The sequence below is a fragment of the Streptomyces sannanensis genome (assembly GCF_039536205.1).
GTDB lineage: Bacteria > Actinomycetota > Actinomycetes > Streptomycetales > Streptomycetaceae > Streptomyces > Streptomyces sannanensis.
Map to the genome: position 1 here is coordinate 934,760 of NZ_BAAAYL010000001.1, position 13,378 is coordinate 948,137.

The window sequence follows — 13,378 nt, forward strand, 5'->3', positions numbered from 1 at the left end:
GACGGCACGTCGAATGGTTTTCGGCGACGGCAACTCCGAAGATCCCGCGCGGCGTTCGACGACGGACACGGGCGAACCCGACGCAGGACCTCAGATGCAGCCCGTCCTGATGGCACCTCTGGGGGAGGTGGCCAGGGGAGTTCGAGGACGGCCCGGCCCGCCGAGCTGGAGCGGCATGCCCTGCGTCGCCACCGCGCCAAGCACATGCACGGCGATCACTCCCGCCGACGGGTTACCCTCCACGGGTGCTCGACCCCGTCACCCCGCCCGCCGGCCTCGCCCCGCGCTGCGCCCGTGCGCTGCTCTCGCCGTGGGCGCGTTTCTCGCTGCTGGTGCTGATGCTGGCGACGGCCGCGACGGCCGTCGTGCTGTACGAACCGCAGCGGCTGCTCACCACGGGCTGGCCGGCCCCGGTGAGCACCGGGGGTACGGCACTGCTGTTCGGCCTCGCGTACGGGCTGTGCACCGCGGCCTTCGTCCCCCGGCCGGTGCTGAATCTCGCGGCCGGTGCCCTGCTCGGCTCCCAGGCCGGGCTGGGCTCCGCGGTCGCGGGGACGGCACTGGGCGCGGCGATCTCGTTCGGCCTCGGCCGGCTGCTGGGGCAGGACGCGCTACGGCCGCTGCTGCGCGGGCGCTGGCTGCTGGCCGCGGACCATCAGCTGAGCCGGCACGGCTTCCGTTCGATGCTGGCGATCCGGCTGTTCCCGGGGGTGCCGTTCGCCGCCGCCAACTACTGCGCGGCGGTGTCACGCATGGGCTGGCTGCCGTTCCTGCTGGCGACGGCTCTCGGGTCGATCCCGAACACGGCGGCGTACGTCGTCGCCGGCGCCCGTGCCACATCCCCGACGTCCCCCGCCTTCCTGATCGCGACGGGATTCATCGCGGTGACCTCGGTCGGCGGCGCGGCGGCCGCCTGGCTGGGACGTCACCGCCTGCGCCGGGACGGCCGCCGGAGCGTGACCGAAGCCTGACGGCCGCGTGGCCGTCCTGGCCGCCAGGGCCCGTCGCCGGGCCTTCACCCGAGGGCGCTACGCTGCCTCACTACTGGCGCGCGATCATCATTCGCCTCTGCGCCCGAAGCCATCCGGATCGCCTGACAGACCGTCAGCCAAGTCAGCAAAGGGTCAGCATGAGTACGGCCACAGCACCATCCACATGATCAGACGTGCACACCACACGGCAGCCCATACCCGCCCACTGACCAGCAAGCCCGCCGGTCAGCCCTGATCATTTGTTGGATGGCACAGTTTCAATGACTTGGTTCGAATCGTTCATTCTCGGGCTCGTCCAGGGACTCACGGAGTTCCTGCCCATCTCCTCCAGTGCGCATCTGCGGCTCACCGCCGCCTTCGCGGGCTGGGAGGACCCGGGTGCGGCGTTCACCGCCATCACACAGATAGGCACCGAGGCGGCCGTCCTCATCTACTTCCGCAAGGACATCGGACGGATCATCTACGCCTGGTTCCGTTCGCTCACCGACAAGACGATGCGGGGTGACCACGACGCGCAGATGGGCTGGCTCGTCATCGTGGGCTCGATCCCTATCGGTCTGCTGGGCGTCACACTCAAGGACCAGATCGAGGGCCCCTTCCGCGATCTGCGCCTGACCGCCACCACACTGATCGTCATGGGCATCGTCCTCGGCGTGGCCGACCGGCTCGCGGCCCGGGACGAGGCGGGCGGCCGGCACCGTGCGGCCAAGCAGCGCAAGACGCTCCAGGATCTGAGCGTCAAGGACGGCCTGATCTTCGGAATCTGCCAGGCGATGGCCCTGGTCCCGGGCGTTTCCCGCTCGGGAGCCACGATCAGCGGTGGTCTGCTGATGGGCTACACCCGCGAGTCGGCGGCCCGCTACTCCTTCCTGCTCGCCATCCCGGCGGTGCTGGCGTCCGGCGTCTTCGAACTCAAGGACGCGACCGAGGGCGGCCATGTCGCCTGGGGGCCGACGATCTTCGCCACGATCATCGCGTTCGGTGTCGGATATGCCGTCATTGCCTGGTTCATGAAGTTCATCACCACCAAGAGCTTCATGCCGTTCGTCTACTACCGGATCGCGCTGGGCATCCTGCTGTACATCCTGGTCGGCGCGGACGTGCTGAGCCCGCACGCGGGCGAGTCCGCGGGCTGATGCGCTAGCGGAAACTAGAGGGAGCTAGAGGCGATTCGAGGGTACTCCCCTCGATCATCTCCCAGTTGTCTCCCAGTCGATCAAGAGGCGGGGCGGGGTACACCACCTGGGGGGTGGAATAGATACCCCGCCCCGGCCTCTTCGCCCCTGACGGGTCGCTGTCCAGGCGGGTGCCGGCAGGGCGAATCGACGACATCCCGCCATTGACCAGCGGATGCGGCAGCGGGATCTCCCTCGGCGCAGCCGTGGACCGGTTGCGCCGAGGTCTTCAGATGTGAATGCGCCTCTGGCATACCCGCAGATGCGGGTGGCAGGGAGACGCCCCCTTCAAGATCACAAAAAGCCTCAAAACTGCTGCTGACTTATGATCACGGTGGCCCGAGCGTTGCTCGGGTGCCCGCCCCTGATCAGCTGCAGTGGATCCTCGACGCCCGTCGAGCCCTCGGCATCCGCGCCGGGCCGTGATTCGGCCGGCTCAGGCCGGCGTCGTCAGCCGGTCCGCGAGGAGGAGCGCCAGCGGTCCGCCCTGGAGGAGGAACCGCCCCGCCGTGATTGCGGCGATGGCATCCTGCATCGGCCACCACATCAGCTTGAACTCCTCCTCGGTGGGCGCCAGCTCCTGCGGCCCGAGGGTCAGGTCGCGGGCCTCGAAGAGGTGAACGCGGGCAGTCGTTCCAGCGGTGATCGCGTAGGAGCCAAGAGAGCGCCAGTTCGCCGCGGTGATCCCGGCTTCCTCGCGGAGCTCCCGCCGCGCGGTCTCTTCCGGGGTCTCGCCCTCCTCCTGGCGTCCTCCGGGGAGGAACAGGTAGTCGCCACCGTGCTGGGGGAACGGCGCGGTCAGCAAGGCGACCAGGCCGTTGGAGTCGCGGGCGACGATGACGGCCGCGTCCCGTGTGGGCAGGTGCGTGTTGGTCATGCCCGGAGCCTAGGTCAGGGCGAGAGCTCCATACAGGCGAACGGCACGGTCGTCACTGCTGGGTGGACAATCCCACGCCCGTAGTACCCGTCCTCCCCGAAGGCGTCGCCGTGGTCGGCGCACATGATGACCAACCACCTCTTGATGCTGGTCAGTCCGGTGACCAGGTCGCCCAGGTGCTCGTCGGCGTAGGCGAGGGCGGCGGCCTGGGACTGCCAGGAGTCGGAACTCTCGCCGAGGTAGTGGCCGTGGGGGACGTGCGCGGCCGAGACGTTGACGAACAGGAAGAGCGGCCTGTCCTCCCGGGCCTGGGCGACGTCGAGGGCGTGCTCGACCTGGTACCGGGTGGAGTCCGGCTCGGGCGAGCAGAACTCCGGCCGCCAGAAATCCTCGTCGAACATGTCCGGGAGGACCGACCCGAGCGGCGTCTCCCGGGAGAAGTAGGTCACGCCACCGATGCACACCGTGCGGTAGCCGTGCTGGCCGAGGCCGACGAGGAGGTTCGGGGCGTTGAAAACGAACGTGCGCGGGTCGACGGTCTTGAAGGCCGGCGGTCGGCACTCCCACAGTCGCGGCGGCTGTACGGGCTGCGGAAGTTTGGGGAGGAAGCCGGAGAAGAATGCCATGTGGGCGGGGAGCGTGAAGGTTCCGGGCGTCCGACGCTCCTCCCACTGCCCGCCTGGCAGAAGGCCAGCGAGCCGGGGTGTCTGGCCAGCATGCATGGCCGCCCTAGCGACGTCGTAGCGCAGGGAGTCCAGCGTGACGAACAGGATGTTCGTGCCGGTCCTGATGATCTCCGCAGCGTCGATCACGGTCATACTTCCGCAGTGGCGAAGTAGTGGGCGAGGTCGGGCCGGTGGATGACGCGGCCCCGGGAGTGGTCGTTGACGGGGATGGGCACCTTGTCGCGGGCAATCAGGTCGCAGATCCGTTCCAGCCCAGCTCCCTCTCGGATCTCGGCCCCGTCCGAGGCGAACAGACGGATGGTCACCTCGGCACCGGCGCTGCTGATCAAGGTGCCCGGGACCTGAAGCGTGCGGATCGCGTAGGCGAGGAGATCTTGCCCGCCCTCACCGATGACCGAGACAGTCGCCGCGAAGTGCTGGCAGTTGATCGCGCCGCGGTTGAACAGGCCGGCGTACTGCTTGGCCAGCTCGGTGCCGTCATGGACCAGGGCAACGCCGTGGGAGCGGGTGGTCAGGATGAGGCAGGAGCCGACCCACCAGGCGACAGCAGGGTGGATCTCGCCGGGGTGACGGCCGTGGATCCGGTCCTCGGCGAAGACGATGGAGAGGTCAACGGGATTGAGCACGGATCTCCTCCACGCGCTTGACGATGATGTCGGCCAGGTCGTCCGGGCTCCGGCCGTCCGTGGGGAGCACGACCGCGCTGGGGTCGGCCAAGGCCACGCCCTCGAAATTGGCCCGCAGGTGGCAGAGGCGGCCAGGGACGTCGAACAGCTCGGTGTCGTCCGCCTTCACGTCCGTCTTGGTCCCCATGCGCTCTTGCAGCGACTGATCGGAACTGACGAGGTAGAACGTGGCATCGGGCGCCAGGAGGTACGGGCGGAACGGCGCGATGAGCAACTTCACCTGGTCCAGGTCGACCCGGTTGACGGCGGCGTGGCAGGCCATGACTGAGGAGACGTACCGGTCCGCGATGACCGGCCCGTCGGCCAAGGCCTCGCGGATGACGTCGGAGGCATGCAGAAGGCCGGACAGATAGAAGGCGAATTGCGGCAGCGGCCGGAGCTGGCCATTGACCGCGGGGGACAGGTCGTTGTGCGGCTTGGGGAGAGTGTGGATCGTCGCGGCGCCGAGCCGCTTGGCCAAGACGCGGGTCAGCGTGGACTTGCCGACGCCTGAGACACCCTCCAGGACGACGAACGGCCCTCCACGGCGTTCCGCCCCGGGCGCATACGGGGCGCTCAGCGGGTTCACAGGACGCCCTCGGTGAAGGCAGAGACGTGCTGGGCCACGGCCGCGGGGATCCTCTCCGGCTCGGCCAGCATCGGCAGGATGTCCATGCGCAGGTCCTCCCTGAGCAGGCAGGGCTGGAGTCCCCCGGAGTGGTCCAGGCGCAGGGCCCAGAAGCCCTCGATGCACTTGGCCCGCAGGGGGCAAGTGCCGCACTGGCCGACACGGTGGCGACCCAGCTCGCGGTGGATGACATCGATCTCGACGCCGTCAACGCGGAAGATCCGCCGCCCCTGGCCAACACCGGATACCTCGATCTCCTCCTGGCTGGTCAGAGTGCGCAGGTAGTCGACGATGCTCTGCGCGCCGACCGCGGAGGACTTCCGGTCAGCGTTGAAGTCGGTATCGACCAGCTCGATGAACTGGATCGGCATCCGGCGGTCGAGGGCGAAGGTGAGGATGTCACGGAGTTCGTGCTCGTTCTCGCGCTGGATCAGCGTGTTCAGCTCTACCCGCTCGAACATCTCGCGGGCTGCCTCGATGCCGTCCAAGACGGTCACGATGCTCGAGCGTGTCTGGGCGATGGCCCGGAAGGAGTCGTCGGAGAAGTAGTGGAGGGAGACCTTCACCTTGTCCAGGCCGGTCGTGGCCAGCCAGTCCTGATGGGTGCGGACTAGCAGCCCGTTCGTGATCAGTGTGTAGGACACGTCGGGGCCGTGATCGGGAAGCTGGGTGAGCACCGGCTGGGCAAGTTTCGACGTCAACGGCTCGCCGCCGGTGAAGTACACCCGCTTGAGGCCGGCGCCGATCAGCTCACGCAGGACATTGACGTAGTCGTCGGCGGTCAGTTCGCGAGCGCGGGGCCTTCCCGTCCGCACGCCCAGCCGACGCTGACGGCACCCCGGTCGAGCCGCACGTTGCACCAGACACAGTTCCAGCCCTTGGCCTGACCGAACATGAGGTCCTCGGCGGCGGGAATGGTGCGGGCGGCGGTCACGACTGGGCCTCAGCGTGCTGCGGGCAGGCGCGGGGAAACCAGCGGACGCCAGCAGTGCGGTCCAGCCGCGTGCCGAGGTCGATGGCGGTGCCGTTGTCGAGTATGACGCCGCACCACACGCAGGCCCGACCGTGCCGCTGATGCTGCGACAGCGTCCCTACATCAGGCAGTTCTGCGACTGGCATCACGGGCTCCCCGGGCTGCTGAGTGCGGCGCCGGCCAGCCTCTGGCGGGAGTGAGGCCGACGCCGCTGCGTGCCCGTCACGCTATGAGCGCGCACAGTCGCAGCCCAGTGACGAAACGCACCAGTCGCTCCGTCAATTATTGCGCCAGTGGGGCGTGTTGTCCTACATGGCGGGGTCGACTCCCAGCCGCCCCGCGAGCGCCCGGAGCGGGGTGCTGCGGCGGCGTTCCGCCTCCAGCATCTCCCGCACCGTAGCCGCGGCGAGGGTCTGGTAGCGGATCCACTCGGGCTGGTCTCCCTCGACCTCGAGGAGCATCTCCAGCGCGCCCTCGCCGTCACCGGTCTGGTATCGGGCCTGTGCCACATCGAGGCGGTACGCCGCGGAGTGCACCGGCCGACTGATGCTGCCCACGTCGATGGTCCCCGCGACCTCGATGGCGGTCTCGGGCTCGGCGGTGTCGCGCCCAGCGAGGGCGACGTTGACCTGTTGGGTTTTCACGTCGACGAGAGAGAACGCGCTGCCGTAGGCGCGGACGGGGCCGGAGCGGGTGGCCGCGGTCTCGGCGAGGTTCAGCAGATCCTTCGCCTCAGCGCGCTGATCCCGCCGCGCGGCCGGCGTGGCCGCTGCGATCAGCAGGTTGCCGTACACCGCGAGTTGCTTCGGCGTCGCACGCCGCATCGGCGGCTCGAGCGCGTCGGCTTTCCGTTCCGCCACACGCTGTGCCTGCTCCCACCGTCCCTGACGCAGCAGCACCCAGGAGAGGGTGGAGACGCCCATGCCCTCCATCAGCGGATCGGACGCCCGCACTGCGGCGGCAAGTTGCCTCTCGACCGCGGCAAATGCCCAGTCGGGGTGGCCGGCCTGTGTCGCCAGGCACGCCGCCAACTGGTACGCCAGCGCCAGTTGCCCCCAGACCCGTTCGGCTGCCGACCCCGTGGCGTCGCGGGCGACGGCGTGCCCGTCGCGGAGGAGCAGCGGCAGCGTGCCGGACAGCTCCGAGTAGCCGCCCTTCCAGTACAGGTCCGTCGCGTCTTTCACCGAACCCACCCACGCATCGGCTGCGGGCGGGTCCTCGATCTGGTCGTCGGCGAGGACGCCGGGGAGTGCGTTGATGTCCTGGATGGCATCGCGGAGGGCGAGGAGGCCGCCGTCGTCGGACAGGGTTTGGGTCACGGTGGCCTGTCCTAGCAGCCGGTGCAGCTCGACGTCGAGGGCGCGTGCGAGCGCCCGCAGCGTGGTGATGCGCGCCGAATGGCGCTGGCCCTGCTCGAGTTTGCGGATGGTGTCTACGGAGACACCTGCCCGCTGGGCCAGTTGCTCTTGGGTGAGGTCGCGAAATTCGCGCAGACACTGGATGCGGTCGCCGATGGTGCGCTGAGTCATGTGTCGTACCCCCGCCAGAGGATGTGTCCTCCACGCTACGCCCGACGGCGGGGTGTGTGCACGGGTCTGCCACCTGTCGGTGGCAGTCCGTAAGCTTGTTCCATGCCCCCTTCTCCCCCAGGCTCTGGCCGGCTGCTGCCTGCTGCCGAGGTGGCGAACGAGCGGATCCGTGCGCTGGTCGACGCGGCGGGTGGAGTGTGGTTCATGAAGTTCATCACCACCAAGAGCTTCATGCCGTTCGTCTACTACCGGATCGCGCTGGGCATCCTGCTGTACATCCGGGTCGGCGCGGACGTGCTGAGCCCGCACGCGGGCGAGTCCGCGGGCTGATGCGTGACCCTTCGGGGTCAGGCACGGTTGTCATGGCATGAAGAAACGAGCCGCCATGGCTTTCCTGACCTTTGCGACCGGCATTGTGATCGCGGCCGTGTCCCCTCCCGCGCACGCCGAATCGAGTGACGCAGGTCCCACCGTCACCGGCCTGCTGGACTCGGCCGAGGAACTGGGCGAGATCCTGGATCACAATCACGCCGGGGAATCGGACAGCACCGCGACCGCAACACCCTGACAAGCACTTGTCCACCGAACGGCCCCGCGTTCCGGCAACGGAAACGCGGGGCCGTTCCGTTGTGGGGAAGGCCGGATTCCGGACACCGTGTGCAATCCCGCGGTTCATGCACGTGACGGACACCACCGTCGAACCGCCGTTTATTGGCGACCACTTGTCAGTGGCGGCCCGTAGGGTTGTCGTATGTCCACTCCTCCTGCGACCCCTGGTTCCGTACGGCCCGATGCAGCACTGGCGAACGAGCGCATCCGCGCGCTCGTCGACGAGCGCGCGGACGAGGCATGGCCCGCGGAGGAGTACGAACTGCTGCTTCTCGAGTGGGCCGCCGCGACGCAGGGATGCGTCACCGCGGCGGCCTGACCAGCCGGCCCCTCCCCGATCCGCCGCTATTCGTTGTGCAACACCTCGGCGATGGTGAGCCGCGCCGCGGACCGTGCCGGAACCAGGGCGCCCAGGACGGCGATCGTGACGCCCGCCAGGGCCAGAGCGGCCAGCTGCGGCGCATGCCAGACGTCCTTCATGGACTCCGGGAACACGACCACTGCGGCATGGTCCACGATCAGCCTGTGGGCGGCGATTCCGATCGGAATCCCGAACAGCCCGCCGACCGCGCCCAGCCCCGCCACTGACGTCACCGTCATCACCACGACCTGGCGCGGCGTCATTCCGATCGACTTGAGCATGCCCAGGTCACGGCGGCGCTCCCGGGTGTTCAGCAGGACGGTGTTGAAGACACCGAGCGCCGCCACGACGGTCAGAAGGACGGTGAACACCGTCGAGAAGCTCACGACCGCGACGGTGGCGGTGCTGCCGGAGCCGACCTGCGAGGGGTGAAGGCCCGAATCCACGGCCTTGACCGCCTTGAGGTACGCCTGGGTGTCGGCGCCGCGGGCGAGCCGGACCGAGTAGTAGGCGGCCCGTGCGTCCGGGTCGAGTTCGGTCAGGGTCTGCCAGTCGGCGTTCATGCCCCGCGCGTCGCCGTCCATGACCTCACCGACGATGGTGACGCGCTTCTGCCGGCCGTTCAGCTGCAGGGTGATCCGGTCGCCGACCGAGAGCCCGTGCTGCTTCAGGAACGACGGCCCGGCCGCCGCCTCGCCCGCTCCGGCCGGCCAGTGTCCCTTGACCATCCGGGAAGTGGCGTTCGGAAGATCCCCGCGGTAGAAGGCGGCGAACCTGGTCTGGCTGTACCCGGCGAGACGTACCTGGACGACCGTCTGGGCGATCACCCTTTCCGCGCCGGGAAGGGACCGCAGCCTTGCTTCGATCTGACGGTCGTTCAGCCTCGGGGCGGGGCCGCCGTTCTCGGAGTTGCCGGGCTGTACCTCGATCCGGGGGCCCATGTCGCCCGGGTCCGCGTACGCGACCATCGTGCTGGTCAGACCGGTCGTCAGCGTCACGGTGGTGACCCCGAGGACGATGGCCGCCATGGTCAGCAGCGCGCGGCCAGGGCGGGCGAAGGGCTGACCCAGGCCCAGACTGACGGGGCGTGGCAGCCGGGTGCCGCTGAGCCTGCGCTGGACGCGCAGCCCACGCCCGGTCCGCGGTGCGCTGCCCGCGGTGATCGCCCGGGCCGCGGACAGCCGGTGGGCGCGCAGCGCCGGAATCAGCGCGGCGAGGACCACGAGGGCAGGCATGCCCAGCAGGCAGACGACGGACACCCAGGGGCTGATGCCGATGGTCGCCGTGCCGGTCTCGATCGCGGAGAAGGCGACCCGGAGGACCGGTTCGGCCGCCACATTGCCGAGGAGCGTGCCGAGGACGCAGCCGACGACCGCGGGAACGGAGACCATCGTGAGATAGACCGCGACCACCTGGTTCGGCGTGAAACCCAGGGCCTTGAGCACACCGATGTGCCGGTATCCGGAGACGACCGCCCCGCTGACCACGTTCCCGACGATCAGCACGGACACCACCAGACCGAGGACACCGAACGCCATCATGATCGGGAGATAGGAATCGGCCTGTGCGGAGAAGGCCTGCTTGAGGGTGAGGTAGGACTGCGCGCTGGTCAGCGAGCCCTTGGGCAGCCCCGCGGTGGCCTCGGCCAGGCCGTCGCGGACCTGCCGGTCCGTCGAGGACGCCGTGAAGCGATAGAGCATCTGGGAGGAGGCCGGGTGCAGCGCGGTCATCTGCTCGGGTGAGACCCAGGCGCCGGCGGACCTGCTCATGCTGGTGGCGAAGCCGACGACGGTGAGCGTCGGGGCTCCGCGCGGGTTGACCTTCGTGCCCAGGAGGCTCGAAAACGGGGTGCCCGGGAGCGGCCAGTTGACGACGATCTCGCCGGGCTTGGTGGCCCAGTGCCCCATCACCAGACGGATGCGGTCCACCGGACCGCCCGGATCGGCCCGGCCCACCACGGTCAGGGGGCCCGGCGGCATCCCGAGCCAGTCCTCGGGGATGTCGAGCACGGCCTGGCCGAAGGGCCCCGCGGCGGCCTGGACACCGGGCCGCCGGGCGGTCCGCGCCAGTTGCGCGTCCGAGGCCTTGTCCCGGTCGAAGGTCGCCACCGCGTGCGCGCCGCGCTGCCGGCCGAAAGCCTTGTCGAAGGGCGCCGAGGTCGCGCCCAGCACTCCCAGCGCGAGCAGGAAGGTCATGGTCGAGCACAGCACGACGAACCCGATGACGAAGGTCTGGAGCCGACGGCGCTTCACCGCCGCACGGGAGGCCGTCCACACGGCGCTCATGCGGTCGGCTCCAGCGTGCTCTCGCGGGCCACCCGGCCGTCGGCGATCTCGATCAGGCGGCCGGCGCAGCGGCTGGCGAGGTGCGGGTCATGGGTGACGATCAGCAGGGTCTGGCCGATCTGGTTGAGGTCGATCAGCAGGTCCATCACCTGCTCGCCCGAACGGCTGTCCAGGGCGCCGGTCGGTTCGTCGGCCAGGAGCAGGGCCGGACGGTTCATCAGAGCCCTGGCGACGGCGACCCGCTGCCGCTCCCCGCCGCTCAGCGCCGCCGGATAGGCGTTCCTGCGGTCGGCGATGCCGAGTTCGTCGAAGAGTTCCAGCGCGCGGTGGCGCGCCTGCCGGGCCGGGGTGCCGGTCAGCTGGGCGGCCAGGGCGGCATTGTCCAGCGCCGGCAGGTCGTCGATGAGGTTGAAGAACTGGAAGATCATGCCGATGTGCCGCCGCCGGAACAGGGCCAGTCCGGTCTCGTTCAGTGTGCCCAGGTCCTGACCGGCCACCCGCACCCTCCCCGAGGTCGGACGGTCCAGGCCGGCGACCATGTTGAGCAGAGTGGACTTGCCGCACCCGGATGGCCCCATCACGGCGACCGCTTCCCCTGCGCGGATCTCCAGCGACACGCCGTCCAGGGCCTTCGTGTCGCCGTACTCCTTGTGCACGCCGTCGAGTCGTACGACGACCTGCCCTGTGAGGTCGTGATCAGTAGTCATGACACGAACCTAGAAGCGGTACGGCGGGTGGGGCGTCCCGCCCGGGATGTATCCGTCCGGGCCCGTCATCCTGGGGATGTACGGCCGTGGATCCGCAGACTGATGCTCAGCGCGGCGCGGAGCTGCGAGGATGGTCCGGTGTGGGGATCCGGGGTGGACTGGCTGATCATCGCCTTGGCCATGGCGTGTGCGACCGCCGGGTGGCTGGGCACGGAGCTCGTACGGACACGGCGGCTGCACCGGACCGCCATCGGGGAGCGCGGCTGGCTGCTGGAGCGGGAGCGTGAGAGCGCGGCGCGGACTGCGGTCGACGCCGAACGGGCCAGGATCGCGGGGGAATTGCACGACATCGTCAGCCACAACGTGAGCCTCATGGTGGTCCAGGCCGGAGCCGCCCGCGAGGTGCTGGCCACGATGCCCGAGGAGGCCGCGACGGCGATGAGCGCCGTCGAGGCCGCCGGACGGAACGCGATGACCGAGCTGCGGCATCTGCTCGGCCTGCTCGCACCCTCGCAGAGCGGCGAGGACGAGCCGCACGAGACGGACCTGTCGCCGCAGCCGAGCCTGAGCCGGCTCGGTCCGCTGATCGACCGCATCGCGTTCGCCGGTCTGCCCGTGGAGGTACGGATCGACGGGGAGCCGCGGCGGCTGCCGGCCGGTATCGATGTGACGGCCTATCGGATCGTGCAGGAGGCACTGACCAATGCGCTCAAACACGGGGACGGGGCGAAGGCCGAGGTGACGGTGCGTTATACCGACCATTATCTGCGGGTCGAGGTGCTGAACAGCGGGCCGAGCGTACTGTCGGGCGGCGGCTCCGGGTCCGGGGAACGCCCCGCGCCGGGGCGGGCCGCCTCGGAACTGGCCGCTCCGGTACGGGCCGACGGAGCGGGACGCGGGCTCCTCGGGCTGCGTGAGCGGGTCGCCGTCTACGGCGGCGACCTGGACGCCCGGCGCCGCCTCGGTGGCGGCTACCGGGTCCGGGCCCGCATCCCCCTGGACCGGCCATGACGCCCACCGAGCCCGCCCCCCGCGTGCTGATCGCGGACGACCAGGAGCTGGTCCGTGTCGGCTTCCGCCTGATCCTGACCGCGCGTGGGATCAACGTGGTGGGCGAGGCCGCCGACGGGAACGAGGCCGTGGCCGCGGCGCGCAGGCTGCAGCCCGATGTCGTACTGATGGACATCCGCATGCCCGCCATGGACGGCCTGGAGGCCGCCCGGCAGGTGCTCGCGCAGACCCCGGACTGCCGGGTGATCATGCTGACCACCTTCGACCTCGACCACTACGTCTACGCCGCCCTCGCCGCCGGCGTCAGCGGCTTCCTCCTCAAGGACGTCACCCCCGCGCACCTCGCCGCCGCCGTGCGCCTGGTCAACACCGGTGACGCGCTACTCTCGCCCTCGATCACGCGGCGTCTGGTGGAGCGTTTCGCGCACACCGCCGGAGGCGAGAGCCGGCACGGCGCTCCCGGCGACCACAGGCCGGTCCGGCACCTCCGGATTCCGCCGGTCCATCGCGACCTCGCCGCCCTGACGCCCCGGGAGCTGGAGGTCCTGACGCTCATGGGCCACGGCCTGTCCAACACCGAACTGGCCCGCGAACTGACGCTCAGCGAAGCGACCGTGAAGACCCACGTGGCCCGCATCTTCGCCAAGCTCGCCCTCCGGGACCGGGCGCAGGCCGTGGTGCTGGCCTACGAGACAGGGCTCGTCTCCCCGGGCGACTCCACTGGATCCGCCGACGCTCACTCGTAGGCGGCAGCCACTTGGAGAGCCCGGGCGAGAAAGGACCACCACGGCCCGCGGTTTCATCCCCAGGCCGGAGCCGGTGGCAGCGGCCAGTTGGGCGGGGCCGGAACAGGACCGTCGGCAGTGAGCGAAGCTGACGA

General features: G+C 69.8%; 16 protein-coding genes and 1 pseudogene. 7 read left to right on the top strand and 10 right to left on the bottom strand.

All coding sequences use genetic code 11. The features are described from left to right. Nucleotides 1–245: 245 nt before the first annotated feature. Nucleotides 246–971 (top strand): TVP38/TMEM64 family protein, encoded by a 726-nt coding sequence (locus ABD858_RS04200; RefSeq protein ID WP_345034658.1) that lies wholly within the window; start codon nucleotides 246–248, stop codon nucleotides 969–971. A gap of 281 nt (nucleotides 972–1,252) precedes the next feature. Then, nucleotides 1,253–2,128, top strand: coding sequence for an undecaprenyl-diphosphate phosphatase (locus ABD858_RS04205; protein ID WP_345034659.1), 876 nt, complete (start codon nucleotides 1,253–1,255; stop codon nucleotides 2,126–2,128). Between the two features lie 475 nt (nucleotides 2,129–2,603). Here the strand turns inward: ABD858_RS04205 and ABD858_RS04210 are convergent, their stop codons facing one another. The 8 genes from ABD858_RS04210 to ABD858_RS04245 form a co-directional block, all read right to left on the bottom strand. Then, nucleotides 2,604–3,044, bottom strand: coding sequence for an NUDIX hydrolase (locus ABD858_RS04210; RefSeq protein WP_345034660.1), 441 nt, complete (start codon nucleotides 3,042–3,044; stop codon nucleotides 2,604–2,606). Between the two features lie 14 nt (nucleotides 3,045–3,058). Continuing rightward, nucleotides 3,059–3,862, bottom strand: coding sequence for an STM4013/SEN3800 family hydrolase (locus ABD858_RS04215; RefSeq protein WP_345034661.1), 804 nt, complete (start codon nucleotides 3,860–3,862; stop codon nucleotides 3,059–3,061). Then, nucleotides 3,859–4,356 (bottom strand): hypothetical protein, encoded by a 498-nt coding sequence (locus ABD858_RS04220; protein ID WP_345034662.1) that lies wholly within the window; start codon nucleotides 4,354–4,356, stop codon nucleotides 3,859–3,861. Before ABD858_RS04220 ends, ABD858_RS04215 begins: the two co-directional genes overlap by 4 nt. Next, entirely contained in the window at nucleotides 4,340–4,984 is a 645-nt protein-coding gene (locus ABD858_RS04225; RefSeq protein ID WP_345034663.1) for a dTMP kinase, read from the bottom strand. Before ABD858_RS04225 ends, ABD858_RS04220 begins: the two co-directional genes overlap by 17 nt. Beyond that, a complete protein-coding gene (locus tag ABD858_RS04230) occupies nucleotides 4,981–5,838 on the bottom strand; it encodes a radical SAM protein (RefSeq protein ID WP_345034664.1) in 858 nt (285 codons plus the stop codon). Before ABD858_RS04230 ends, ABD858_RS04225 begins: the two co-directional genes overlap by 4 nt. Next, nucleotides 5,805–5,957: a hypothetical protein gene (locus tag ABD858_RS04235; RefSeq protein ID WP_345034665.1), complete on the bottom strand. Its 153-nt coding sequence runs from the start codon at nucleotides 5,955–5,957 to the stop codon at nucleotides 5,805–5,807. Before ABD858_RS04235 ends, ABD858_RS04230 begins: the two co-directional genes overlap by 34 nt. Next, the gene (locus ABD858_RS04240; protein WP_345034666.1) at nucleotides 5,954–6,142 is read right to left on the bottom strand and encodes a hypothetical protein; all 189 of its coding nucleotides are present in this window, start codon (nucleotides 6,140–6,142) and stop codon (nucleotides 5,954–5,956) included. Before ABD858_RS04240 ends, ABD858_RS04235 begins: the two co-directional genes overlap by 4 nt. Nucleotides 6,143–6,304: 162 nt before the next feature. Beyond that, a complete protein-coding gene (locus ABD858_RS04245) occupies nucleotides 6,305–7,525 on the bottom strand; it encodes a helix-turn-helix domain-containing protein (RefSeq protein ID WP_345034667.1) in 1,221 nt (406 codons plus the stop codon). Between the two features lie 198 nt (nucleotides 7,526–7,723). Between ABD858_RS04245 and ABD858_RS04250 the strand changes: the two are divergent. The 3 genes and pseudogenes from ABD858_RS04250 to ABD858_RS04260 all read left to right on the top strand — a co-directional run. Further along, nucleotides 7,724–7,855 (top strand): annotated as a pseudogene (locus ABD858_RS04250) (undecaprenyl-diphosphatase); the annotation flags it as partial. 55 nt (nucleotides 7,856–7,910) lie between these two features. Further along, nucleotides 7,911–8,093, top strand: a complete 183-nt coding sequence (locus tag ABD858_RS04255; RefSeq protein ID WP_345034669.1) for a hypothetical protein — start codon at nucleotides 7,911–7,913, stop codon at nucleotides 8,091–8,093. 183 nt (nucleotides 8,094–8,276) lie between these two features. Further along, the gene (locus ABD858_RS04260) at nucleotides 8,277–8,453 is read left to right on the top strand and encodes a hypothetical protein (protein ID WP_345034670.1); all 177 of its coding nucleotides are present in this window, start codon (nucleotides 8,277–8,279) and stop codon (nucleotides 8,451–8,453) included. Nucleotides 8,454–8,479: 26 nt separating this feature from the next. On the opposite strand, the gene ABD858_RS04265 is transcribed toward ABD858_RS04260, so the two are convergent. Further along, nucleotides 8,480–10,780: an ABC transporter permease gene (locus ABD858_RS04265; protein ID WP_345034671.1), complete on the bottom strand. Its 2,301-nt coding sequence runs from the start codon at nucleotides 10,778–10,780 to the stop codon at nucleotides 8,480–8,482. Continuing rightward, a complete protein-coding gene (locus ABD858_RS04270; RefSeq protein WP_345034672.1) occupies nucleotides 10,777–11,487 on the bottom strand; it encodes an ABC transporter ATP-binding protein in 711 nt (236 codons plus the stop codon). The genes ABD858_RS04265 and ABD858_RS04270 overlap by 4 nt, the downstream gene beginning before the upstream one ends. Before the next feature lie 138 nt (nucleotides 11,488–11,625). Between ABD858_RS04270 and ABD858_RS04275 the strand changes: the two genes are divergently transcribed. Together ABD858_RS04275 and ABD858_RS04280 are read left to right on the top strand one after the other, a co-directional pair. Next, nucleotides 11,626–12,498 (top strand): sensor histidine kinase, encoded by an 873-nt coding sequence (locus tag ABD858_RS04275; RefSeq protein WP_345034673.1) that lies wholly within the window; start codon nucleotides 11,626–11,628, stop codon nucleotides 12,496–12,498. Continuing rightward, nucleotides 12,495–13,244 carry a response regulator gene (locus ABD858_RS04280; RefSeq protein WP_345034675.1) on the top strand — a complete coding sequence of 250 codons (750 nt, stop codon included), beginning with the start codon at nucleotides 12,495–12,497 and terminating at the stop codon, nucleotides 13,242–13,244. Before ABD858_RS04275 ends, ABD858_RS04280 begins: the two co-directional genes overlap by 4 nt. Nucleotides 13,245–13,378 lie beyond the last annotated feature (134 nt).

Bases quoted from the DNA above. Each gene is read 5' to 3' on its own strand.
- ABD858_RS04265 (WP_345034671.1), bottom strand. From the start codon at position 10,780: ATGAGCGCCGTGTGGACGGCCTCCCGTGCGGCGGTGAAGCGCCGTCGG.
- ABD858_RS04205 (WP_345034659.1), top strand. From the start codon at position 1,253: ATGACTTGGTTCGAATCGTTCATTCTCGGGCTCGTCCAGGGACTCACG.
- ABD858_RS04210 (WP_345034660.1), bottom strand. From the start codon at position 3,044: ATGACCAACACGCACCTGCCCACACGGGACGCGGCCGTCATCGTCGCC.
- ABD858_RS04280 (WP_345034675.1), top strand. From the start codon at position 12,495: ATGACGCCCACCGAGCCCGCCCCCCGCGTGCTGATCGCGGACGACCAG.
- ABD858_RS04270 (WP_345034672.1), bottom strand. From the start codon at position 11,487: ATGACTACTGATCACGACCTCACAGGGCAGGTCGTCGTACGACTCGAC.
- ABD858_RS04245 (WP_345034667.1), bottom strand. From the start codon at position 7,525: ATGACTCAGCGCACCATCGGCGACCGCATCCAGTGTCTGCGCGAATTT.
- ABD858_RS04215 (WP_345034661.1), bottom strand. From the start codon at position 3,862: ATGACCGTGATCGACGCTGCGGAGATCATCAGGACCGGCACGAACATC.
- ABD858_RS04260 (WP_345034670.1), top strand. From the start codon at position 8,277: ATGTCCACTCCTCCTGCGACCCCTGGTTCCGTACGGCCCGATGCAGCA.
- ABD858_RS04255 (WP_345034669.1), top strand. From the start codon at position 7,911: ATGGCTTTCCTGACCTTTGCGACCGGCATTGTGATCGCGGCCGTGTCC.
- ABD858_RS04240 (WP_345034666.1), bottom strand. From the start codon at position 6,142: ATGCCAGTCGCAGAACTGCCTGATGTAGGGACGCTGTCGCAGCATCAG.